Origin of the sequence: Marinobacter guineae (assembly GCF_002744735.1) — a bacterium.
GTDB classification, from domain to species: domain Bacteria; phylum Pseudomonadota; class Gammaproteobacteria; order Pseudomonadales; family Oleiphilaceae; genus Marinobacter; species Marinobacter guineae.
The window spans coordinates 1,633,305-1,656,851 of sequence record NZ_KZ319339.1 but is presented as its reverse complement, the minus strand read 5'-3'; the positions used below and the strand labels follow the sequence as shown (position 1 = coordinate 1,656,851).

The window sequence follows — 23,547 nt, the reverse complement described above, 5'->3', positions numbered from 1 at the left end:
CTATGTGGCTGGTACGTCCGGCGCAGCCGGATGATCTGGACCAGATTCTTGCCATCGCGGGCACCCAGAGTGCCCGCCTTTCCTCCACCCTGCCCAAGCAAAGCGATGCCCTCGCATACAAGATAGAGCATTCGCTGGCGTCTTTCGCTGGAAAAATCAGTACAGAGGATGACCCGCCGAGGTTCCTTTTTGTGCTGGAAAACACCGGAACGGGTGAGATCGTCGGCACTGCCGGTATCGATGCCCGTGCCGGCAATGGCCAGCCTTTCTATAACTATAGGCGCGATGCCCTGATCCACGCTTCCCATGAGCTGGGCGTATCAAGGCGGGTAGAGGTGTTGTATCCCTCCCATTCACTCACCGATAACACCTTGCTGTGTTCGTTCTCCATCCGGCCCGAACTCCGGGAAAGCGATGCGTTCGAGCTGCTGTCGAGAGCCCGGATTCTGTTCATCGCCGATCACCGGGAATGGTTTACCCAGCGCGTGACTGTGGAAATCCAGGGTGTGCAACTGGACAGCGGCAGCGTGCCGTTCTGGGACAGCCTGGGTCGGCATTTCTTCGATATGGATTTTGAAACGGCGGACCAGTATTCCGGCCAGTTGAGTAAAACCTTCATCGCCGAACTGATGCCGCCCAACCCGATCTACGTCACCCTGTTGAGTGAGGCAGCCCAGGAAGCGCTGGGGCAGCCGCACCCCATGACCGTGCCCAATTTCGAGTTGCTCCAGCGGGAGGGATTCCAGCCAGGTTGTTACCTGGATATTTTTGACGCCGGGCCGGTACTGGAAGCCCGTACTGACAGCCTCAGAACCCTGGTGACCAGCCACCCGAAATCCCTGCACGCCGCCAACCGTGACCTCGGGGAAACCTGCCTGATTGCGGCAGGGGAGCGGGACCAGTTCCGATGCACCCTGACACCGGTTTCGGAAACTCTGGAAGACACGCTCAAGGTGCCGGTCAACACCTGGAAGGTGCTGAACAAGACCGCGGGTGACCGGGTAAGGATTGCGCCGTTATGACCGTGATTCGAACAGGGAGCCGGGCAGGTATTCAGTCAAACCGGGAAAACAGAGAGGCGACACCATGCTGGTAATCCGCCCGCTGCAGGAAAATGATCTGGACGATCTTTACACCATGGCGCAGAACGCCGGCAAGGGGCTTACCACACTGCCTGCGGACCGTGAGCTTTTGGAGAAGAAGATCAGCCACGCCCGGGAAACCTTCAACCAGCGCTGTGCGCCGGAGGCTGGCCTTTACCTGTTTGCCCTTGAGGATACCCAGCGTAAGAAGGCCGTTGGAATCAGTGGTATCCAGGCTCGGGTTGGTCTGGATGAGGTGTTTTACAACTACCGGCTGAGTGTTGCGGTGAACGCCTCAAAGGAGCTCGGAGTGCACGTGCGCACCCCGACGCTGCATCTGTCCAACGACATGACCGACACCAGCGAGATCTGCTCGCTGTTGCTTTCTGACGAGTACAAGGGTGGGGGTAACGGGCTGCTTCTGTCCCGTTGCCGGTTCATGTATCTGGACGATTTTCACAAGCACTTTTCGGAAAAGGTCTTTGCGGAAATGCGCGGAGTTTCCGATGGCCAGGGGCGCAGCCCGTTATGGGATGCTCTTGGCGCCAAGTTCTTCGACATGGAATTCAGTGAGGCGGACATGCTTTCCGGGCTTGGTAACAAGTCGTTTATTGCCGAGCTGATGCCCAAATACCCGATCTATCTGCCCATGCTGCCGGACTCGGCCCGGGCAGTGATCAGCCGGGTGCATGGCAACACGGCACCGGCACTCAGGATGCTTCAGGCGGAGGGGTTCAATTTCAACGGTCTGGTGGACATCTTTGATGGCGGCCCGGTGGTAGAGGCCTTTGTCCACAATATCCGCACCATTAGAGAGAGCATCAACCGGCATGCCATGGTCATCCGTAAATCGGTGAATCTGGACGTTCCAGCTGATGAGCGTGTCATGGTGTCGAACCGCTCGTTCCGGGATTTCCGGGTAACGACCCTGCCAATGCATTGCATTGGCCCGGATACGGTCAGTTTGCCGCCAGAAGTTGCCGACGCCCTGCAGGTTGAGTCTGGTGATCCCGTTCGTCTGGCCCCCTTGAAAGAGTCGGGGATGCTGACCAAACATATATACAGAAGTTCAGTACCGGGAGGTGCATCGAAATGGCAAAGCTGACAGGCGAACTGTTTATCGACGGATTATGGCTTCAGGGCCACGGTATCCCCTTCGAATCTGTCCAGCCCGTTACCGGCGAAACCGTCTGGGATGGTGAGAGCGCTAACCTGGAAGACGTTGATGCGGCAGTTCGTGAGGCGCGTAACGCCTTCCTGAAGTGGCAGCGGAAAAGTTTTGCCGAGCGCCAGGCGGTTGTCGAGGCGTTCGGCGAACTGCTTGAGGCTAACAAGGAAGACCTGGCCCATCAGATCGGCCTGGAAACGGGTAAGCCCTTATGGGAATCCCGTACGGAAGTGGCAGCCATGATCGGCAAGATCGGCATTTCCGTGAAAGCCTATAACGACCGTACCGGCCACTCCGAATCGGACGTTGCCGGCGGTCACGCGGTGCTGCGCCACCGCCCCCATGGCGTGGTGGCTGTATTCGGCCCCTATAATTTCCCGGGGCATTTGCCCAACGGCCACATTGTACCTGCAGTGCTGGCAGGTAATACCGTGGTGTTCAAACCCAGCGAGCTGACCCCCGGGGTTGCCGAGGTGATCGTGAAGCTATGGGAGAAGGCAGGAATACCCGATGGCGTGATTAACCTGGTGCAGGGCGGAGCGGATACCGGGAAGTCGCTGGCCAGCCATCCGATGATCGATGGCCTGTTCTTTACCGGCAGCTCAACCGTTGGCCACCTGCTGCACAAACAGTTCGGCGGGCAGCCTGAGAAGATACTGGCCCTGGAAATGGGTGGCAACAACCCGCTGATTGTCCAGGATGTTCACGATCTGGACGGCGCTGTTCACCATGCCCTGCAGTCGGCGTTTCTCTCGGCCGGGCAGCGCTGCACCTGCGCCCGGCGGCTGCTGGTTCCCAAGGGCAAAAAGGGTGATGCGTTCCTGGATCGGCTGGTGCAGGTCGCATCCCGGATCAAGGTGGGTGAGTTCGATGCCGACCCCCAGCCGTTCATGGGGTCGGTGATCTCAGCCGAAGCGGCGGACAAACTCCTGGCGGCTCAGGCCAGCATGCTGGAGAAGGGTGGTAAATCCCTGCTCGAGATGAAATCCCTCAAACCGGATACCGGCCTGCTGTCGCCGGGTATTGTCGATGTGACAGGGCTTGAACTGACCGATGAGGAATTCTTCGGGCCTCTGCTCACGGTCCACCGCTATAAGAGCTTTGATGACGCCCTGGAGCTGGCGAACGATACCCGGTACGGGCTCTCGGCGGGCATTCTGAGTGATGACAGGAAGCTCTATGACCGGCTGGTGGAAGAGGTGCGGGCAGGTATCGTGAACTGGAACCGGCCGCTCACGGGCGCCAGCAGTGCAGCGCCTTTCGGCGGTGTTGGTGCCAGCGGCAACCATCGCCCCAGCGCTTATTACGCCGCCGATTACTGCGCCTGGCCCATGGCGTCACTTGAAGCCGGCAAGAGTGAGCTGCCAGATACCCTTGCCCCTGGCCTGAACTTCGATTAACGGAACCGACTGCCATGGCGAAACACGCGGTAGAAGCAAACTTCGATGGCCTGGTTGGCCCCACCCACAATTACGCCGGGCTGTCCTGGGGGAACGTGGCGTCCAAGTCCAATGTGCGCTCGGCGTCCAACCCGAAAGAGGCCGCCTTGCAGGGGCTGGCGAAGATGAAGCGGCTGGCGGACCGGGGCTATGTGCAGGGTATTCTGCCGCCCCATGAGCGTCCGCACATTCCAACGCTCCGGGCTCTGGGCTTTGAGGACCCGGATGCCCGGGTACTGGAGCAGGCTGCGAAAGCCAGCCCGTCCATCCTGGCGGCGGTGTCCTCCGCATCGTCCATGTGGACAGCCAATGCCGCCACGGTTTCGCCCAGTGCCGATACCACAGACCACCGGGTGCATTTCACCCCGGCCAACCTGAGCGCCAAGTTTCATCGCTCCATTGAGCACAAGGTAACCGGCCGTTCCCTGAAAGCGATCTTTGCCGATGAGAGCTATTTTGCCCATCACCCGGCACTGCCCTCGGTCAGTCATTTTGGTGATGAGGGCGCTGCCAACCACACCCGGTTGTGTGCCGGTTATGGGGAGCCCGGCGTGGAGCTGTTTGTCTACGGCCAGATTGCCTTTAACGAGCAGGCACCGGCCCCGAAAAAATACCCGGCACGGCAGACTTTGGAGGCCTCGGAGGCGATTGCAAGACTGCATGGCCTGCAGGATCAGCATGTGGTGTTTGCCCAGCAAAACCCGGATGCAATCGATGCCGGCGTTTTCCACAACGATGTCATCGCCGTGGGCAATGGCAACACCCTGTTCTATCACGAGATGGCGTTCCTGAACGAAGACCGGGTGCTGGCGGATATCCGTGAGCGTCTGAGCAGCGCAGAACTTGAAGCCGTCCGGGTCAGTAGTGCCGAGGTGCCTGTTGAAGATGCGGTGGCCTCTTACCTGTTCAATAGCCAGTTACTGAACACGCCTGACGGTATGCTGCTTGCGGTGCCTGGTGAGTGCAGGGAAGTGGCTTCGGTGAGCCGGTATCTGGATGACCTGGTGAAATCCGGTGGGCCGATCACGTCGGTGGAAGTGTTCGACGTCAAGCAGTCCATGCGCAATGGTGGTGGCCCGGCTTGCCTGCGGTTGCGGGTAGTTCTGGATGATGACGAGCTCAAGGCCATGCACCGGGGCGTGATTCTCACCGATGCACTCTACGAGCGCCTGACCACCTGGGTGGAGGCCCATTATCGGGATGAGCTGAGCCAGGATGATCTGGCAGATCCCATGCTACTGGCGGAAGTCCGCAAAGCCCTGGACGAACTCACCGGTATTCTGGGGCTGGGCTCAATCTACGATTTCCAGCTTTAGTGCTGTTGTCCCGCCGGGAGCCCTAGGCTGAAATCGATGAAGTCAGCATGTCCATGGTGTGCCGGATCAGTTGCTGGGCCGGAAACTCCGTGTTGCCTTCGCCCATCTCTGACTGGCACAACAGAATCACGCCATGGAGCGCGCCTCGCAGATACAGGGCAGTTTGTACCGGATCGGCAATCCGCTCCCGGTTCATAGTGCCGTCCTGAAGCCCCTGTTCAATCGCCCCCACCATCAGCTCCATCAGGTCTGACTTGGAGCACAGCATTTCCGTGGCCTGGTTTTCGTCGGCCTCGGCCATGGCTGTGGATGCCTTGGTGAGCGCAGAGAAGTAATCCGGTTCATCCAGATAGAAGCGGTAGTAGGATTCTCCCATAGCCCGGATCTGGGCCAGGCCGGTGTCTGCGGTTTGCCGCGCCTCCTCAAACCGCCGGAACAGGCTGTGGCCGGCTCTGAGCATGATGCCCCGCTGTATCGCCGCCTTATCCTTGAAATACACATACAGCAGAGCCCGGCTAAGACTGGCAGTGCGGGCAATGTCATCCATGGAGGTGCGGTCGTAACCCTTTTCTGAAAACACCAGTTCGGCGGCGTCCAGAATAGTGTCGTAACGGGCCTGTTTTTCCCGCTCCCGGCGGGTTTTCAGAGGTTCGCTCATTCAATCTTCCGGTTAGGTTGCAACGGCTAATACATGATACCTGAAACTGGATCAAACCCGATTATTGACATAATGTCAAAAAATGACATTATGTCCACAAAAGCCATCGGGAATCCCCATGGACTGGCCCCCGCCAACAACATAAGCATGGATGAAAGGATGAATCATGACGCCACTTCGTATGCCCGTTGCCACTGTTTTCCTCGCGTTCTTGTCACTACTCCTCTCTGGCTGCAAAGTCAGTGACATGTCATCGGAGCCTGAGCACCAGGCCGTGTCCGTGCGAGTGTCGGAAGTTACCGGTGGTGAAAGCCGGGATATGCCCCTCAGGTTTTCCGGTATTGTCCGCGCCACCCAGCGTGCAACTCTGACCTTTCAGGTCAGCGGCACCCTGAAGGAGAGGGCGGTGGAGTTGGGCCGGAAGGTGCAGGCTGGTGAGGTTCTGGCCCGGGTTTACAACCCTGCCCTGGAACCAGCGCGGGATTCCGCCAAAGCCCGACTGGAGGAGCTGACAACCCGCTACGAACAGGCGAAGCGTGAGTGGGAACGTTCCAGCCAGCTGCATGAACGTGGCGTGGTTTCCGAACAGACCCTGGAACAGCTTGCCGCCCGGCGCGATTCCCTGAACGCCAGTGTCGCCACCGCCCGGGCCTCCCTGGCCGAGGCCACGCAAATGCTCGAAGAAAGTACCTTGCGGGCGCCTTTTTCCGGGCGTGTGGAAGCACTGCTGGTGGAACAGGACGAATTTGTGGCCGCAGGCCAGCCGGTAATGCGCCTGTCTTCGCCGGAAGGCCGGGAAGTGGAAGTGCGAATGCCCGCTTTTCTGCTGGACCACGTGCAACTGGAGCAGACCCTGCTCGTCTGGTCGGTGCAGGACCGGAGCCTGCCTCCACAATCCGGTTCCGTGGTAGAGATTGCCCAGGCAGGCGCCATTCGCGGAGAGTTGCACCCGGTACTGGTCAGCCTGCCGGTCAACACCCTGGAACCGGGGGAAGCGGTAGAGGTGGGCATTACGCCGGTAAACGAATCGGCACTCACCGTTCCGCTGCTTTCTGTGATCAGGAATGCCGATGGCACCAGCGTTTTTCGGGTGCGTGGGAATGTTGCCCGCCGGGTTTCCATGGACGTGGATCGGATTGTAGGTGAACGGGTTGTGGTCAAATCCGGCGACCTGGCGCCCGGTGACCAGGTGGTTTATGCCGGCATGACCCGTCTGGCAGACGGTGATGCTGTGGGGGTACGCTGATGACCCGCCGGCTTCTGAACTGCCAGCGACTGCTTGGCATGGTCGTTACCATGCTCTGCCTTCTGGGCATCGCGGCCTACAGCACCATGCCACGCCAGGAAGACCCATCGTTTCCCTACCGCGCAGGGCTGATCAGCATTAATTATCCGGGCGCCAGTGCCGATGCCGTGGAGCGGCTTGTGTTGCAGCCCCTGGTGGACGAACTCCGGCAGGTGGAGGAGGTGGATTTCTCCCAGGCAACGGCTCGAACTGGCGTCGCCATTGTCCGGCTGCGATTGAACGACGCGATCTACGACACGGACCCCGCCTGGGACCGTGTGCGCCAGGCCATGGAGAGGGCAAGGCAGGATTTTCCTGACGATGTGGGCAGGATGGTGCTCGATGACCGCCTGATCGATATTCCCGCTATTGTCATGGCCGTGAGCGGCTCCCCCTCGGTTACCGAACTGTCGGGCGTGGCCGAACGGCTGAAGCAGAACCTGTCGGATATTCCCGGGGTGTCCCGAATTGAGCTGGAAGGCGATGCCGACGAGCAGATAACCCTGGCGCTGGATGATGCCGCCCTGTTTCGGCTGGGGATTTCCCCGGCCCGGGTGATGGATACCCTGGCTATGCGCAACCAGACCATTCCCGGCGGCTTCGTGGTGGTGAATGGTCGGCGGTTGTCGGTGCTTCCCAACAGCGAATTTGCCGATATCGATGCCATCCGTGCCACGCCCATTGAGTTGCCCGATGGTTCGCAAGTACCACTTGCGGCCGCGGCGCAGGTCTGGCGAGGACCGGCGGAGCCCCGGCAGCCGGAAACCTGGTATGACGGCGAGCGGGTGGTGCTGGTTTCCATCATCATGGAAGAGGGCACCACAGACGCGATCCGGTTCGGAGAGCGGGTGCGGGAACGATTGGAGCGGATTCGCGGGGATTTCGAGCCTTATGATATCCGGGAAATGTTTTTTCAGCCAGACAAGGTGGAAGAGCGCTTGGATGACCTGGCCTGGAGTCTGGTGCTCTCCGTACTGATCATCGTTGCGGTGGTGTTCACCGGCATGGGTATCCGCATGGGGCTGCTGGTCGCTTCCATCCTGCCCATGGTCGCGTTGATCAGTGTCGGGCTCTATGACCTCGGCGGCGGGGTTCTGCATCAGATTGCCGTGATCGGTATGGTGATATCCCTCGGCATCCTGATCGACAACGCCATTGTGATTGTGGAAAACATCCAGGGCCACCTGGATGAAGGAATGCGCCGCCTTGATGCCCTGCGTACCGCGGTGAGTGAACTGGCCGGGCCACTGGGGGCCTCCACCGGGACCACCCTGGCGGCGTTTGCGCCCCTGTTGCTGTCCAAGGGGGGCGCGGCCGATTTTACCCGGGGCGTGCCGGTGATGATCATGCTGACCCTGTCGGTCAGCTACCTGCTGGCCATCTCCGCGGTTCCCCTGTTGGCAGCGAAGTTCCTGAAGCCCAGACGTAATGGCGGAGAGGATCGACTGATCGGCCTGGCCCGGTTCCTGGGTGGCCTGGTGTCCCGGTATCCCGGCCGTCTTATCGCTGCCGGCGCTATTCTGGTCGGGATCAGCCTGGCCATGACACCGTTTATGGCCCAGCAGTTTTTCCCGAATGCTGACCGGCCTCGAGTCATTGTTGAAGTCTATCTGCCGGAGGGCACTGATCAGTCCCGCACGGCCGAAGCAACGGCGAACCTTGAGCAGGCCATTCGCACCCGGCCCGATGCCCTGGAAGTGCACCGGTTCGTGGGCTACACCGGGCCAGCTTTCTATTACAATCTCCAGCGGGCGCCACAGGCTCCTAACCGGGCCCGGCTGGTGGTGACCACGCCCACCCTGGAAGACACCACGGAGATGATTCGCTGGATTCGCGCCCATGTGAACGAACAGATGCCCGGGCTGGATGTAACCGTGGGTATTCTCGGGCAGGGGCCACCCCGGGCTGCGCCGGTGGTTGTTCGCGTCTATCATGCCAGCGAAGGCACCCGGATCCGGGCTGTGGAACAGATATTCAGCATTTTGCGGCGAGTCGAGGGAACTGTTGATGTCCGGCATGATCTGGACATCGGAGTGCCGAGCATTGCGATCAATGTCGACGATGCCACCGCGGCCCGATACGGACTGACCCGGGCCGATGTGGCTCGCAGCCTGTATGGTCAGAGTTTCGGCATCGTTGCCGAGCAGTACAGGCAGGAAGATGACCCGATACCTCTGGTACTCAGATCCCGTGAAGGCACCTCGCTTTCCCTGTCGCGTCTGCTGTCCGTCAATATCTACAACAACCGTGGCGATGCCGTGCCCCTGGTGGCAGTTGCCAGCGTGGAAACCACCTGGGAGCCGGCGGTCCGTTACCTGCGGGATGGCGTGCGAATGAACACAGTAACCGCCAACCTGGAAGCCGGTTACAGCTTCAGCCAGGCCCTCGAAGGACTTTATGCCACACTTGAAAAAACGCCCCTGCCGCCGGGCACCCGCATGGAAATGGGCGGCGATGCCGAAGGCTCCGGCGAGGCCAACAACGCCCTTTTGACAGCCGCACCCATCGGCATGCTGCTACTGCTGTTTTTCCTGCTGCTGCAGTTCAATTCGTTCCGCCGGGTAGGGATCATATTACTGACTGTACCGCTGGCTACCGTCGGCATCTTTCCGGGGCTGGTGTTGTCCGGTTCGCCTTTCGGCTTCCAGTCCCTGCTGGGCGTGATTGCCCTGGTGGGTATCGTGGTGAACAACGCCATCGTACTGCTGGATGTGATGGACAGGGAGCTTGATAAAGGAAAGCAAATCCGGGAGGCCGTGCGCATTGCGGTTGAGCAGCGTACCCGGCCGATCCTGTTGACGACGGCAACCACCGTGGCCGGCCTGCTGCCTCTGGCGTTCTCCAGTTCCACGCTGTGGCCGCCGATGGCCTGGGCCATTATCTCAGGCCTGCTGGCTTCCACGATGCTGACCTTGCTGGTGATACCGGCAGTCTGCACCCAGCTGATCAGGGTCAGCGTTCCGGAACCTGAAAACGCCCCGGCGTGAAGTCAAAATGGGTCAGATGAAAATTTCACCTGACCCCGCCTTCACGGATCATCAGGCCAACCCTCTGGCCCACAGGAACCTCCGGGTTGGGGAACACAATCGCCTCCGGCGAATGCCCGACCCGGTAGCTGGTTTCGTCATCTTCCCAGATTAAGGTGCCGGGTTGGTATTCCGTGAAGTTGGCGACGTCATCCGGAATGTGAAACCGGAAATTCTTTCCGGTGTTGAGGATTTCATGCACCACCTCAAACACCGTGAGGTGGTCGAACGGCGGTTTTCGTGACGGCGCGGGTTGCCCCCGGAACCTGCGTCGCAAGGCATCCCGGATGCCGTCGAAACGCCGAAGATCATTCTGGCCAAAGGGCTTTACCTTACCCAGCTCCACGGTAAAACTCTCGGCCTTCAGCAGCGACGAGGAAAATGACGAAAACGTCGTGCCGGCTTTATGCTGCAACAACAGGGTTTCCACTTCTGCCTCCAGCAGAAAATCCCGTTCACTGACTGGAACCTGCCGCCCCTCGACAAACGGATAGAGCGCAAACCGCTCCCTATGCGAAGGCCGGATCGCTGTGTGCAGATCGTAATGGCGCAAAGCCTGTGGATTCGCCATGGCAAACTGCCGGCAGGCCTCTTCCAGAAACTGCGCCCGCTGTGCTTCTGCAAGGCCGGCGTACTCTGATCGCCCATGGGCTCCGTGGAACAGCCGGTTCAGGTTCACTTCCATGAACCGGTCCCCGGCCACCATCGCCGGCGGATTGCCCAGAACCAGCAGCACAGGGCAGGACAATTCCCACGCACCTTCAAGTAACTCGATGACCAGCCCGTTCAGTACTTCAATCGGCGCGGTTTCGTTGCCATGCACTCCTGCCGAAACAATGATTGCCTCGGCGTTCGGATTGGCACGGCTAGCCGGAGGAACAATGTCCAGCACCCCAACGGCCTTGCGGCTGACGCGGGTGCCATCCGGGAGATGGGTCTTGATTTCGGGAAGATCCACACCGGCATGGTCGAGGGTATGAGAGAGCCAGTCCGGGTGAGATCCGAAAAGACTCACGAAGTGACTGGCCTCTGATGCTTGAGCAAGTGGTTTTCGAGTTTGCGGAAGGCAAACACGAGGATAAACGTCAGTGCCATGTAGCACAGCGCCACAAAGATGAACGCGTCAAACGGCGCATAAAACCGCGAGTAGATATTCCGCGCCGCCCCGGTGAGGTCAACTATGGTGACCACGCTGGCAATCGCGCTGGAGTGCAGCATGAAAATCACTTCGTTGGAGTAGGCCTGAACCGCCCGCCGGGCAGCGCTCGGCAGCACGATACGCCGCATCCGCATCATCCAGTTCATGCCGTAGGCCTTGGCCGCTTCAATCTCACCGTGGGGCGTGGAGACAATCGCGCCCCGGATGATTTCCGTGGTGTAGGCGGCGGTATTCAGGGCGAAAGCCAGCAGGGCCGGGTAGAAAGGCTCCCGGAATATTTCCCACCAGAAGGTTTCCTGAATGCCGGGAATCTGGGCAAGGCCGTAATAAATGATGTAAAGCTGAATCAGCAGTGGTGTGCCACGGAACAGATAGGTGTACAGCCACACAGGGCCGGAGACGAACGGGTTTCTTACCGTCCGCAGAATGGCCAGGGGCACCGCACAGATAAGGCCGATCACCAGAGACAGGAACACCAGTTGTACGGTATTCACCAGGCCGTTCCAGTATTCCATGATGGTCATGGCGGTGAAGATTTCGTTCTGGTTCAGCCATTGGGCGATAAACTCAGGCATGTTTTATCCCCCCTGGATGACGCCAACGTTGGCGCGCTTGTCGAGCCATTTGATAAACAGCTCGGAAATGGCTGTCAGCGACAGGTACACAAACGCCACCGGGATGAAAAAGTGAAACGGCATGCGCTCGGCCTTGGCAGCCTCTTCGGCCACTCGGACCATGTCGGTCAGGCCGATAATCGAGACCAGGGCTGTGGTTTTGAGCAATACCTGCCAGTTATTGCCGATACCGGGCAGGGCATGGCGCATCATTTGGGGAATCATGATGCGCCGGAAGGTGTGCAGGCGGGTAAAGCCATAAGCCCGGGCCGCTTCAATCTGGCCGGTCTCCACCGCGAGGAAGGCTCCCCGGAAGGTTTCCGTCATGTAAGCCCCGAAGATCAGTCCGATCGTGATGACGCCGGAGATGAAAGGATCGAACTGAAAGAAGAAGTCAATTTCGTAGGTTTCCCAGATATAGTCCGAGAGCATGTTCACCACCACCTGGCCGCCATAGTAGAACAGCATCATCATCACAAGATCAGGGACACCCCGAATCAATGTGGTGTAAGTGGTCGCAATACCGGTGGCAAGGCGGTTGCCGGAGAGTTTGGCAGAAGCGCCTATCAGGCCGAGGGCCAGCGCAAGGGCCAGGGAAAGAAATGCGAGTTCTATGGTAACCACCGCCCCGTCCAGCAGTTCCGGTCCATAGCCTTTCAGATCAATCATGGGAATGTCCGGTAATCGAAAGTCCGGTGATCAGGGGCGGCCCCGAAGAGCCGCCCCGAGCAGGTATTTACATCTTGATGTCGTAGTTGAAGTATTTGTTCATGATCTCGTCGTAGGTGCCGTCTTCCTTCAGCGTCGCCAGGGCAGCGTTAACCTCTTCCGCCAGATCCGCATCGCGCTGGCGCATGGCTACGCCCACGCCTTCGCCCAGCTTGACGGACTCGCCAACTTCCTTGAAGCCTTCTTTGGTAAGGATGGTCTGCTCGCCGACAGGGTAATCGACAAAGACTGCGTCCAGACGCTCGCCTTCAAGGTCCAGTACCATGTCGTCAGCAGTGGTGTAACGCTTGATGGTCACGATGCCACCCATGTTCTCGGTAACGTAGGTGTCCATGGTGGTGCCACGCTGAACGCCCACGGTTTTACCCTTCATGGCGTCCATGTCGGTAACGTCGCTGCTGAAATCGTTACGAGCAAACCAACCACCTGGGGTGTTGTAGTACGGCTCGGAGAACAGAACCCGCTCGGCGCGCTCCGGGGTGATGGACATGGAAGACATGATCAGATCGAACTTGCGTGCCAGCAGGCCCGGAATCATGCCGTCCCACGCCTGGATTACGAATTCGCAGTTGGCGTTCATTTCTTCACACATGGCTTCCGCCAGCTCGACTTCAAAGCCTGTCAGTTCGCCATTTTCGTCCTTGTACTCGAATGGTTCGTAGGGTACGTCGAAGGCGATACGCAGATTACGTTCCTGGGCGCTGGCGCCACCGGCGATCAGGGCCAGGGCACAGCTTGCTGCAACAATCAGTTTTTTCATGTGTCACTTCTCCAGTGGTTTGCCTTGTGGGCTTTATTTTTTGTGGATATCGGTTTATCCAACGTTTTCTTGTCTGCACCGGTTCAAGATAGCACCGAGTGTCAGAAGTTGGGAGCCAGGAAATGCTTCATGCGTTCCGAATCGGGGTTGTCGAACACCTTGTCCGGGGTTCCCTGCTCCTCAATCACGCCCTGATGCAAGAACAGGACCTGAGTGGACACATCCCGTGCAAATGCCATCTCGTGGGTGACCACGATCATGGTCCGGCCTTCCTCGGCCAGGCTTTGCATTACCTTGAGTACTTCACCCACCAGCTCCGGATCCAGGGCCGAGGTGGGCTCGTCAAACAGCATCACTTCCGGCTCCATGGCGAGGGCACGGGCAATGGCGGCGCGTTGCTGCTGACCGCCTGACATCTGGGCCGGATAGTAGTCTTTGCGTTCGTAGATGCCGACCTTGTTCAGGTAGGCTTCGGCTCGCTCGATGGCTTCTTTTTTGGGAACCTTGAGCACATGGATGGGCGCCTCAATGATGTTCTCGAGCACGGTCATGTGAGACCACAGATTGAAGCTCTGGAACACCATGGAAAGCTTTGCCCGGATCAGTTCAACCTGCTTGTTATCCGCGGGAATGCGCTCGCCTTTGCGGTTGGTGGTGAACCGTATTGGGTCGCCGTGCACGATAATGTCGCCGGATGTGGGTGTTTCCAGCAGGTTAATGCAACGCAGGAAAGTACTCTTGCCGGAGCCTGAGCTGCCGATCAGGGAGACCACGTCGCCTTTTCGTGTCTCCAGTGAAATGCCCTTGAGCACTTCAAGCTGATCAAAGGTCTTGTGAATGTCCCTGCAGATCAAAGGCGCTTGGTCCGCCATGGGTGACTCCCGGAGCTGAAATTCAAAGGCGCATGTTTTACGGACTGTGGATGCGGAAATCAATACCTTCAGCAGGGTGTTTTACCGCTTTTCACCGCCGTTCGCTGCATATCATTGTGGGCAAATGAGTGATCAATGCAAGTTTTGCCATCCTCAGATGGTAGCCTGCGGGTACTGCGCGCCGGTCTCCGGGCCTACGGGCAGGCGGATCAGCGTACTGCCTTCCTTTTCCATCTCCCGCATGGCTTCGCTGACGAACCGCACGTGGGCCGTGGCGGCTTTCTGGGCAGCGGCGGCTTTGCCGGAAACCACCGCTTCGTAGAGTTGCCGGTGCTGACGGACAATTTTCTTACGCATCTCCTCCCTCGGGTTCAGGTTGGCAACGGAGGCCTGAACGGTCAACAGCATCATCTTTTTCAGACTGTTGAGCACATGCACCAGAATCGGGTTGTGCGACGCTTCCACAATGGCCAGGTGAAATCCGTGGTCTGGGCGGGCATTACTGAGCGGATCGGTTTCTTCAAGGGCCTGGAACGCCTTGGTGATCCGGTGCCGGTCGAGTCGGGTGGCCCGTTGTGCTGCCAGATAGGCTGCCTGACCTTCAAGTTGCTCCCGCACTTCCAGCAAGTCGTAGAGCGTTCGGGGATGGCCTTCGAAAAGATGCATCAGCGGGCTCTGTTCGCCCAGATCGTTGGCGCCGGGAACCATGCTGGCCACAAACGAGCCTTTGCCATGCCGGGTTTCGATAACCCCGCGCCCCTGAAGCTCGTGCAGGGCTTCGCGAATGACCGCGCGGGAAACACTCAGCCGCGCTGCCAGTTGCCGCTCGGAGGGTATTTTGTGTTCCGGGGCGAGCCCGCCATCAAGGATAAGGCGTTCCAGCCGGTAAGAAATTTCCTGGGAGATTGCCATTTGGGTGCCTGTTTATGCTCTGTGGTCTGACCAGTCAATGGTTCTGTTTGTTGTTGGTTAATCTGCCAACCGATACGCGTTCGAGCCCGTTAAATATGGCTGATTCAGCGTGTTTCGTCCATTTTTGATGCTTAAAAAACTGGTCTGACCAGTGGCTTCCGTGCTGGACTAAACCGGCGCTGGCTACGAGTATCATTGTAATGCCGGTCTGTGCCGGCGTTGCTATGACGCTCATAACAACAAAGCCAACGGAGACGTTTCGATGGATTCCAACAATAACATCCGTAATCAATGTGACACTGCCGAGACCCCACCTCGCAGAAGCTTTCTCAAAACCGCCGCTGTCGGCGCAGCATTCGCAGGCGCGATGCTGATGGGTGCGGGCCAGGCCCATGCCGCAACAACCTGGAAGATCCAGTCTGTATGGGACGCGGGTACGGTCGGCTACGACCTGTTCGAGGACTGGTGTAATGGCATGGAAGAGAAGTCCGGCGGTGAGCTGGTCTTCAAGTGTTTCCCTGCCAAGGCTGTCGCTGCAGATAGCAATTCACTGTTCGATTCGGTTCGCAGTGGCGTTCTTCAGGGCATGAACCCGTTCACCCTGTACTGGTCGGGCAAGATTCCCGCGTCAGTGTTCCTGTCTTCTTACCCGGCCGGTCCTGACCAGCCCCACCAGTGGGATATAATGTTCTATTCCATGGGCATGCTGGAGAAGACCCGGGAAATCTACAAAAAGTTCGGGCTGTTCTACGTTGGCCCGATCCAGCACGATGCGAATATCATCCACTCCAAGCAGCCGGTTAACAGCCTCGAAGACCTTAAAGGCCTGAAGCTCCGGGTTCCCGGTGGCATGGTCGCCGAGGTGTTCCAGGCATTCGGTGCTTCTACTGTGAGCATGCCGGGTTCTGACATCTTCCCGGCCCTGGAAAAGGGCACCATCGACGCAGCCGACTATGTGGGCCCGGCGGTGAACTGGGAACTGGGCTTCTCCCAGGTGACTGATTACATCCTGTTCGGACCTCCGGGCGTGATGTCTATCTACCAGCCGGTGGACCTGATGGATCTGACCGTGAACCTGCGTGCCTGGAACGCTTTGGACCCGAAACTCCAGCAACTGGTTGAGGATGAAGTGCGCATCTATTCCCAGAAGCACTACCTGACCATCCAGAAACGCAACGTCGAGGCCATGAAGAAGTTCAAGGATGCGGGCGATACCGTGAGCCGTCTGAGCCAGGATGACGTGGATGAATGGCGCCGCAGAGCCATTCCGATCTGGTACAAGTGGGCGAACAAGGACGAAGATGCCCGTGCCATCTTCGATATCCAGGTCGAGTATATGATGAACGACACCGTCGGCTATATCGAGGAGTCTGACCTTGAAGGTGTGCCGGGCCGGTAACACCTTCCTGAACCAATAAATAAGAAACAGGGGGAAGGTCAGGGACGACTCCGAAAGAGGCGTTCCGCCTTCCCCGTTTTGTGGCTGAGGAAGCAACAACATGTCTGATCTTGAAGGTTTCGGATTCGTAATGCCGCACTGGTTCTATTGGGGCTGGCTTGCGGTTATGCCGCTGATCATGATGGCCTGGGACAAGTGGAGCAGTGGTCACGGAGGCGAGGCTGCAGAACCGGAATTGACACCGGGGGAATTACAGGCGGAAGAGGATGATCCCCTGATTTATCTTCAGTTCGAAGGGAACTGGTTTACCAAGGTAGTGGACTGGATTTGCGACAAATCCGGCCTGTTCGTGTCGTTCTGGACGATCAATGCCGTTATGTTCTATTTCTATGGTGTGGTCATGCGCTATATCTTCGACATGCCGAGCATCTGGGTCCACGAAGCCAGCTTCCTGCTGCTGGGTATGCAATACATGCTGGCTGGCGCATTTGCCATGCTTCATGGCGCCCATGTGCGCGTGGATGTGATGTACAACATGCTGCCAGTGCGGGGAAGAATTGGCCTGGACATCTTTACTTCCATGTTCTTCTTCATTTTTGCCCTGATTCTGCTGGTTACCTCCTGGACCTTCTTCCAGGATGCCTACGCCATGAATGAAACCACGGTTGAGACCTGGGGCATCCAGCACTGGCCGGTCAAAGGCATGATGGTGGTTGGTTCAACCCTTCTCTTACTCGCAGGCATATCCAAACTGACCAAAGATATTGTTCTGTTCGTCCGTCTTGGCCGGGAGCGCACCGCATGACTACAAATACAACAACTGCGCCGGGTAGTAACCTTGTCGGGAAGCTGAGTACCTGGCTGATGATTATCGCCACAGTGGCACTGGCGTTTGTCATCTGTGTCGAAATGATCAACATTCTTTTCTACGATCCGTGGAGCGATGAGAAATTCCTGTTCAAGCTCTCCGGTAGCCTTTCTGACGTCAAGATCGGGCCTTTGACCTATCTGATGTTCGGTTCCCTCGCCGTGGCCCTGATGATGGGCCTGCCGCTGGCTTTCGTGACCGGTGGACTGGGTGTGATGTTCATCTACCTGGTGGGCGACGCGATGATGCTGAACCTCGTGCCGGGTCGTATCTTCCCGATGATGACCAACTCAGATCTGGCTGCGATACCGCTGTTTATCTTCATGGCCTCGATGCTTGAGCGCGCTGGCCTGATTGAGGAAATGTTCAGTGTGGTCTACAAGTGGATGGGTGGCCTGAGCGGTGGTCTGGCGACAGCAACCATTCTGGCCTCTACTCTGCTTGCAGCCATGGTGGGTGTTATCGGTGCTGCCGTTGTCACCATGGGCATCATCGCTCTGCCGGCGATGCTCAAGCGCGGTTACGACCAGAAGATCGCGCTGGGTTCGATCATGGCTGGTGGTACTCTGGGCATACTGATTCCTCCCTCAATCCTGGCGATTCTCTACGCGGTTGTCGCGCAGCAATCGGTCGGTGAGTTGTACCTCGGCTCCGTGATCCCGGGCCTGATGCTGTCTTCCCTGTACATTGCCTATGTGCTGATCCGCAGTTGGATTAATCCGAAGCTGGGGCCGCCTGTACCGGTGGAAGAGCGGATTTCCCTGAAGGAAAAGCTCCTTCTCACGAAAAACCTGATTGCTCCACTGATTCTGGTGTTCCTGGTGCTGGGTCTGCTGTTTGGTGGCATCGCAACGCCGGTAGAAGCAGCTGGTATCGGCTCCTTTGGCGCCATCGTGGTGGCCATGATGCACGGTAAATTCTCTATTGGTGGGCTGCGGGAAGCATCTGTAACCACGACCAAGGCATCTGCCATGGTGCTGTGGATTATGTTCGGTGCTTCTGTCTTTGTTGGCTTCTATATCCTTCAGGGTGGCCAGCAATTTGTGACGGATTCCATTCTGGGTACTGGCATGTCGCCTTACGGCATTCTGTTCCTGCTGATGTTCCTGCTGGTGGTTCTGGGTATGTTCCTGGACTGGGTGGGTATTCTGCTGCTGGCAGTTCCTATCTTCATTCCTATTGTTAAAGCTCTGGAGTTCCCGGGGTTGCTGGGCTTCCCGCCTGTGGGAGGTGAAGACGTTGTCCTCTGGTTCGGCGTGCTCTATCTGGTCAATATGCAGATGTCGTTCCTCAGTCCGCCATTCGGTTACGCATTGTTCTACCTCCGCGGCGTATGCCCGCCGGAAATATCCATGGCCACGATTTTCAAGTCGTCCCTGGTGTTCCTGGCGATTCAGGCGCTCGGTCTGTTCTTGTGTATCCTGATTCCCGGCCTCGTAACCTGGCTGCCAGGGCTGGTCTACGGTTAATCAATTCAAGGAGTAATACGTTATGTTGACAATCAATCGGCTGGATCTGGCTGAAGCACGAATTCTCATTGAAGGCGCTGCGAACAAGGCCCAGGAAATCGGTGTGCCCATGTGTATTGCTATCGTGGATGAATCCGGCAACCTGGTGGCTTTCGAGCGCATGGACGGCGGCAAGATCACCAGTGTGACCATTGCCCAGGACAAGGCATTCACGGCGGCGGCGGCCAAGAAGGCCACCCACGACTACAACAAGGTGAATGTGCCCGGCAGCCTGGCCTTCGGTATTCATACCGAAGTAGGCGGCCGGATCAGCTCAGTTGGTGGTGGTTTGCCGGTGATTGTTGATGGCGAAGTGGTGGGTGGAATCGGAATCAGTTCCGGTACCCCCCAGCAGGACATGGATTGTGCCCAGGCCGGTCTTGACCACTTTGAAACAAAACGCGGTTGATGACTGTCACACTTGACGTAATTCATACCCAGAGAACGCTATGACTACCAAGCCGAAAGTCAGCAAAGCCGAGCTGGCGGAACAGTTCCGGTCGTTTATCGATCCGGAATATGTCATCACTGATGACGAAACCATGAAGCCCTACGAATGCGACGGCATGTCGATGTACTGCGAGATGCCGTTGCTGGTGGTGCTGCCGGAGACCGTTGAACAGGTGCAGCGAGTGATGCGCATCTGCAACGAGAACGCAGTGCCGGTGGTGGCCCGTGGCGCCGGAACCGGGCTCAGTGCCGGCGCCATGCCCAACAAGGAGGGCGTGGTATTGTCGCTGGCCAAGTTCAATCGGATCATCGAGATTGATCCCCTGGCACGAGCGGCACGGCTTCAGCCCGGCGTTCGCAACCTGGCCATCAGTGAAGAGGCGGCCCAGTTCGGTCTCTATTACGGCCCGGACCCATCCTCCCAGATTGCCTGCACCATCGGTGGCAATGTGGCGGAGAACTCCGGGGGTGTGCATTGCCTCAAGTACGGTCTGACCGTTCACAACATCCTCAGCGTTGAAATGGTCACCGCTGAGGGTGATGTGGTTACCGTGGGCAGCGATGGCCTGGATAGCTGTGGCATGGATCTGCTGGCACTGATGACGGGCTCTGAGGGCCTGCTAGGTGTGGTGACGGAAGTAAAGGTCAAGCTGCTGCCCAAGCCGGAAGTGGCCCAGGTGGTCATGGCCGGCTTTGATGATGTGCAGAAGGGCGGTGATGCCGTGGGTGGCATTATTTCCCATGGAATTATTCCCGGCGGTTTGGAAATGATGGATGGCCACGCCATTGTCGCGGCCGATGACTTTGCCCAGGCGGGCTACCCGCGGGACGCCAAGGCATTGCTGCTGTGCGAAGTAGACGGTACCGAAGAAGAGGTGCATGAGCACATCGCCCAGGCCGAGGAAGTATTCCGCAAACTGGGCGCCACGTCGGTGCGTACTTCCCAGAGTGAGGAAGAGCGGGCTCTGTTGTGGAAAGGCCGTAAATCCGCGTTCCCGGCAGTAGGCCGGATTTCGCCGGACTACTACTGCATGGACGGTACCATTCCCCGCCGTGAGATCGCCTACGTTCTGACGGAAATGGAGAAAATGTCCGAAGAGTTTGGCCTGCGTGTGGCCAATGTTTTCCATGCCGGTGACGGCAACCTGCACCCGCTGATCCTGTTTGATGCCAACGTCCCCGGCGAGTTCGAGCGCACCGAGGCGTTTGGCTCCCGCATTCTGGAAATGTGTGTGGAGGTGGGCGGCTGCATCACCGGTGAGCATGGCGTTGGCGTGGAAAAAATCCGCCAGATGGCCGTGCAGTTCAACGATGAGGAACTTCAGCAGTTCCACGATGTGAAGGCTGCCTTCGACCCCGCCGGTATTCTGAACCCCGGCAAGGGCGTTCCGGCTCTGAAATTCTGCCAGGAATACCGCTCCCTTGAGCACAAACAACACACGCACGAACATACGGAAGCCGCCCATGGCTGATATTTCCCAACAGTTAAAGGAGCAGGTGCTCCAGGCCCGGGACAGCGGGCACAAACTCAATATTGTCGGTGGTGGAACCAAGACCTTCATGGGCCGGGAAGCCGACCCTGATGCCGGAACCCTCAACGTGGGCGAGCACACCGGCATTGTCGATTACCATCCGGTAGAGCTGGTCCTGACCGTTCGTGCTGGTACACCCCTGAGTGAAATCGAGGCGACCCTGGCCGAACAGGGCCAGTGCCTGCATTTTGAGCCGCCCAGATTTGGCGACGCCTCGACCATCGGCGGCACCCTGGCCTGCAACCTTTCCGGCCCGGGTCGTCCCTGGGCGGGATCGGTACGGGATCAGGTGCTGGGTATCCGTTTGCTGAACGGTAAGGGTGAACACCTTCGCTTCGGCGGCCAGGTCATGAAAAACGTGGCCGGCTATGACGTATCGCGGCTTCAGGCCGGCGCCCTGGGTACGCTCGGGCTGATCACCGAAATCAGTATGAAGGTCATGCCCAGGCCTGCCGCGTCCCTCACCCTGGTGCAGGAGATGGGCATGGACGAGGTGATTCATTACATGAACAGCCGCGCCGCCGAGCCCAAGCCCATTACCGCCGCCTGCTGGGTGGACGGCAAGGTATACCTGCGCCTGTCCGGCGCTAAATCGGGTGTCGAGGCCACCGCCGAAAAATGGTCCGGTGACGTGATGGAGAACGGCGATCAGTTCTGGCAGCAGGTGCAGGACATGCAGCACGAGTTTTTCGCTGGCAACGACGTACCCTTGTGGCGCTTTTCGGTTGGCTCAACTGCCGCTACGCCAAATCTGGAAGGCAACTGGTTCATAGACTGGGCCGGTTCCCAGCGCTGGTTCCGGGGTGCTGGTGAACTGAAGGAGCTCGAGCCAATGGCGCGTGCTGCGGGCGGCCAGGTCAGCCTGTTCCGGGGCGGCGACCGCAACGGTGAGGTGATGCACCATCAGCCGGAGGCCCTGAAAGGCATTCAGCGCCGAATCAAGAATGCGTTTGATCCGGATAACATCTTCAATCCCGGACGCTTATACAGCTGGTTGTAACTATGCAAACTAATCTGGTTCAACAATTTGCCAATACCGCGGAAGGCCAGGAAGCCGAGTCGATTCTGCGGGCGTGCGTGCACTGTGGCTTCTGCACCGCAACCTGCCCGACCTACCAGGAGCTGAACGACGAACGTGACGGCCCCCGTGGTCGCATCTATCTGATGAAAATGTTCCTGGAAGGCGCGGAAGTGACCGAAAAAACCCGGGAGCATCTGGATCGCTGCCTGACCTGTCGTAGCTGCGAGACCACCTGCCCTTCCGGCGTTCAGTATGGCCGCCTGGTGGATATCAGCCGTGGCCTGATGGAAAAGGAAATGCCCCGGGACCCGAAAGACAAGTGGTTGCGCTGGACTCTGGCGAGGGTAATTCCCAATCGCCAGTTGTTCGGCCTGTTCCTGCGCCTCGGGCAGATCTTTCGCCCCGTGCTGCCGGAAAAACTGCGCACCAAGGTGCCCCCCAGAAAGCAGGCCAATCCCTGGCCGGCAGCAAGTCACAGCCGGATCGTGCTGGCGCTGGCTGGCTGTGTTCAGCCGTCCGCAACGCCCAACACCAACGCAGCTGCCGCACGGGTACTGGACCGGTTGGGCATTACCATGGTGGAAGCGCCAGAGGCCGGCTGCTGCGGCGCCGTGAACTATCACCTTTCCGAGCATGAGAAAGGCCTGGAAAGAATGCGCCAGAACATTGATGCCTGGTGGCCGGCTATCGAAGCTGGCGCGGAGGCGATCGTCATGACCGCCTCCGGCTGCGGCGCCATGGTTCAGGATTACGGCCATCTGCTGAAAGACGATCCGGTCTATGCCGCCAAGGCGCAGAAGGTCAGCGAACTGTGCACCGATCTTGGCGCCTTCCTGTTGAAACAGGACCTGGAGCTGCTCAAGGTGCGCCAGAATCCGGGCAAAGTGGCGTTCCACTGCCCCTGCACCCTGCAGCACGCGATGAAGCAGAACGGCGTGGTTGAACAGGTGCTGACCCGTGCCGGTGTCAATCTGGCCGCCACCAAGGACAAGCACCTTTGCTGCGGTTCGGCCGGCACCTATTCGGTTACCCAGCCGGAGATGAGCCAGAAGCTGCTTGGTAACAAGCTCAAGGCACTGACCATTGATAATCCTGACCGCATCGTAACTGCCAACATCGGTTGCCAGATGCACCTCGAGACCAGATCACCGGTGCCGGTGCAGCACTGGATCGAATTACTGGATCAGTAGGACCTGAAATCGGGGTCAGATGAGAATTTCATCTGACCCCGATTTCACGACTTTTTCGTTATACTGCCGCACCAGATTACCAAACCACAGGGAGTGGAACTGTATGCCAAGGATACTGGCGAGTCTTGTTGTTTCTTTCTTAATCACCACTGGCGCCCATGCTGATGTCTACACCTGGATAGACAGCCGCGGCGTGGCCCACTTCTCGGATTACCCGCCCGGGAAAATTCCTCACAAGCAGATTCAGGTGCAGGAGCCTGCCACCGTGCCCATGTCTGAAAACCTGCGACAGGGCCAGCGAATTTCCGGGATTCGTGAAGAGGTGAGTAGCCTGCTGTCGTCCTCCAGTCGTCCCGGCAAACCGGTTACCAGTTCCCGGGAAAGAGCCGACGCCAAGCTGGAGAAAACCTGCGGAAAGTACCGGCGCAAGCTGGACCAGATTCAGTCCAGGTTACGGGCAGGCTACAGCAATGACAGAGGTAACAGCCTCAGGCGTCAGCGCCGGACATTAAGTCAGAAACTGAGCCGGGAATGCATCCTGCGTTAGTGCATTTGTTTG

Annotated in this window: 21 protein-coding genes; 14 read left to right on the top strand and 7 right to left on the bottom strand. The window is 58.4% G+C overall.

All coding sequences use genetic code 11. The features are described from left to right. Positions 1-2: 2 nt before the first annotated feature. From CLH62_RS07765 to astB, 4 genes are all read left to right on the top strand, one after another. The gene (locus tag CLH62_RS07765; protein ID WP_099617514.1) at positions 3-1,022 is read left to right on the top strand and encodes an arginine N-succinyltransferase; all 1,020 of its coding nucleotides are present in this window, start codon (positions 3-5) and stop codon (positions 1,020-1,022) included. 64 nt (positions 1,023-1,086) lie between these two features. Then, complete coding sequence (gene astA / locus CLH62_RS07760) at positions 1,087-2,187, top strand: arginine N-succinyltransferase (protein WP_099617513.1); 1,101 nt, start codon at positions 1,087-1,089, stop codon at positions 2,185-2,187. Continuing rightward, positions 2,175-3,650 carry a succinylglutamate-semialdehyde dehydrogenase gene (gene astD, locus CLH62_RS07755; RefSeq protein WP_099617512.1) on the top strand — a complete coding sequence of 492 codons (1,476 nt, stop codon included), beginning with the start codon at positions 2,175-2,177 and terminating at the stop codon, positions 3,648-3,650. The genes astA and astD overlap by 13 nt, the downstream gene beginning before the upstream one ends. Positions 3,651-3,664: 14 nt before the next feature. Continuing rightward, a complete protein-coding gene (gene astB, locus CLH62_RS07750) occupies positions 3,665-5,005 on the top strand; it encodes an N-succinylarginine dihydrolase (protein WP_099617511.1) in 1,341 nt (446 codons plus the stop codon). A gap of 22 nt (positions 5,006-5,027) precedes the next feature. Here the strand turns inward: astB and CLH62_RS07745 are convergent, their stop codons facing one another. Continuing rightward, positions 5,028-5,663 carry a TetR/AcrR family transcriptional regulator gene (locus CLH62_RS07745; protein WP_099617510.1) on the bottom strand — a complete coding sequence of 212 codons (636 nt, stop codon included), beginning with the start codon at positions 5,661-5,663 and terminating at the stop codon, positions 5,028-5,030. 166 nt (positions 5,664-5,829) lie between these two features. Between CLH62_RS07745 and CLH62_RS07740 the strand changes: the two genes are divergently transcribed. Together CLH62_RS07740 and CLH62_RS07735 are read left to right on the top strand one after the other, a co-directional pair. After that, the gene (locus tag CLH62_RS07740; protein WP_099617509.1) at positions 5,830-6,909 is read left to right on the top strand and encodes an efflux RND transporter periplasmic adaptor subunit; all 1,080 of its coding nucleotides are present in this window, start codon (positions 5,830-5,832) and stop codon (positions 6,907-6,909) included. Then, positions 6,909-9,935: an efflux RND transporter permease subunit gene (locus CLH62_RS07735; protein ID WP_099617508.1), complete on the top strand. Its 3,027-nt coding sequence runs from the start codon at positions 6,909-6,911 to the stop codon at positions 9,933-9,935. Before CLH62_RS07740 ends, CLH62_RS07735 begins: the two co-directional genes overlap by 1 nt. Positions 9,936-9,960: 25 nt before the next feature. Here CLH62_RS07735 and CLH62_RS07730 read toward each other — a convergent pair whose 3' ends face one another. From CLH62_RS07730 to CLH62_RS07705, 6 genes are all read right to left on the bottom strand, one after another. Next, positions 9,961-10,989, bottom strand: coding sequence for a succinylglutamate desuccinylase (locus CLH62_RS07730; RefSeq protein WP_099617507.1), 1,029 nt, complete (start codon positions 10,987-10,989; stop codon positions 9,961-9,963). Continuing rightward, positions 10,986-11,708, bottom strand: coding sequence for an ABC transporter permease (locus CLH62_RS07725; RefSeq protein WP_099617506.1), 723 nt, complete (start codon positions 11,706-11,708; stop codon positions 10,986-10,988). Before CLH62_RS07725 ends, CLH62_RS07730 begins: the two co-directional genes overlap by 4 nt. 3 nt (positions 11,709-11,711) lie before the next feature. Beyond that, a complete protein-coding gene (locus tag CLH62_RS07720) occupies positions 11,712-12,416 on the bottom strand; it encodes an ABC transporter permease (protein ID WP_099617505.1) in 705 nt (234 codons plus the stop codon). A 67-nt stretch (positions 12,417-12,483) separates the two neighbouring features. Then, positions 12,484-13,236: an ABC transporter substrate-binding protein gene (locus CLH62_RS07715; protein WP_099617504.1), complete on the bottom strand. Its 753-nt coding sequence runs from the start codon at positions 13,234-13,236 to the stop codon at positions 12,484-12,486. A 101-nt stretch (positions 13,237-13,337) separates the two neighbouring features. Further along, the gene (locus CLH62_RS07710) at positions 13,338-14,108 is read right to left on the bottom strand and encodes an ABC transporter ATP-binding protein (RefSeq protein WP_099617503.1); all 771 of its coding nucleotides are present in this window, start codon (positions 14,106-14,108) and stop codon (positions 13,338-13,340) included. A gap of 153 nt (positions 14,109-14,261) precedes the next feature. After that, positions 14,262-15,020 (bottom strand): FCD domain-containing protein, encoded by a 759-nt coding sequence (locus tag CLH62_RS07705; RefSeq protein ID WP_099617502.1) that lies wholly within the window; start codon positions 15,018-15,020, stop codon positions 14,262-14,264. A gap of 373 nt (positions 15,021-15,393) precedes the next feature. Here CLH62_RS07705 and dctP point away from each other — a divergent pair, with 373 nt between their 5' ends. The 8 genes from dctP to CLH62_RS07665 all read left to right on the top strand — a co-directional run bounded on the left by dctP (position 15,394) and on the right by CLH62_RS07665 (position 23,535). Beyond that, a complete protein-coding gene (gene dctP / locus CLH62_RS07700; RefSeq protein ID WP_211285709.1) occupies positions 15,394-16,419 on the top strand; it encodes a TRAP transporter substrate-binding protein DctP in 1,026 nt (341 codons plus the stop codon). Between the two features lie 100 nt (positions 16,420-16,519). After that, entirely contained in the window at positions 16,520-17,224 is a 705-nt protein-coding gene (locus CLH62_RS07695; RefSeq protein ID WP_099617500.1) for a TRAP transporter small permease subunit, read from the top strand. Next, positions 17,221-18,756: a TRAP transporter large permease gene (locus tag CLH62_RS07690; protein WP_099617499.1), complete on the top strand. Its 1,536-nt coding sequence runs from the start codon at positions 17,221-17,223 to the stop codon at positions 18,754-18,756. Before CLH62_RS07695 ends, CLH62_RS07690 begins: the two co-directional genes overlap by 4 nt. A gap of 22 nt (positions 18,757-18,778) precedes the next feature. Beyond that, positions 18,779-19,204 (top strand): GlcG/HbpS family heme-binding protein, encoded by a 426-nt coding sequence (locus tag CLH62_RS07685; protein ID WP_099617498.1) that lies wholly within the window; start codon positions 18,779-18,781, stop codon positions 19,202-19,204. Positions 19,205-19,244: 40 nt separating this feature from the next. Further along, on the top strand, positions 19,245-20,717 hold the full coding sequence (locus tag CLH62_RS07680) for an FAD-linked oxidase C-terminal domain-containing protein (protein ID WP_099617497.1): 1,473 nt from the start codon (positions 19,245-19,247) through the stop codon (positions 20,715-20,717). After that, the gene (glcE, locus tag CLH62_RS07675) at positions 20,710-21,777 is read left to right on the top strand and encodes a glycolate oxidase subunit GlcE (RefSeq protein WP_099617496.1); all 1,068 of its coding nucleotides are present in this window, start codon (positions 20,710-20,712) and stop codon (positions 21,775-21,777) included. Before CLH62_RS07680 ends, glcE begins: the two co-directional genes overlap by 8 nt. A 2-nt stretch (positions 21,778-21,779) precedes the next feature. Further along, positions 21,780-22,988 (top strand): glycolate oxidase subunit GlcF, encoded by a 1,209-nt coding sequence (glcF, locus tag CLH62_RS07670; protein WP_099617495.1) that lies wholly within the window; start codon positions 21,780-21,782, stop codon positions 22,986-22,988. A 103-nt stretch (positions 22,989-23,091) separates the two neighbouring features. Further along, positions 23,092-23,535 (top strand): DUF4124 domain-containing protein, encoded by a 444-nt coding sequence (locus tag CLH62_RS07665; RefSeq protein WP_099617494.1) that lies wholly within the window; start codon positions 23,092-23,094, stop codon positions 23,533-23,535. Positions 23,536-23,547: the final 12 nt, after the last annotated feature.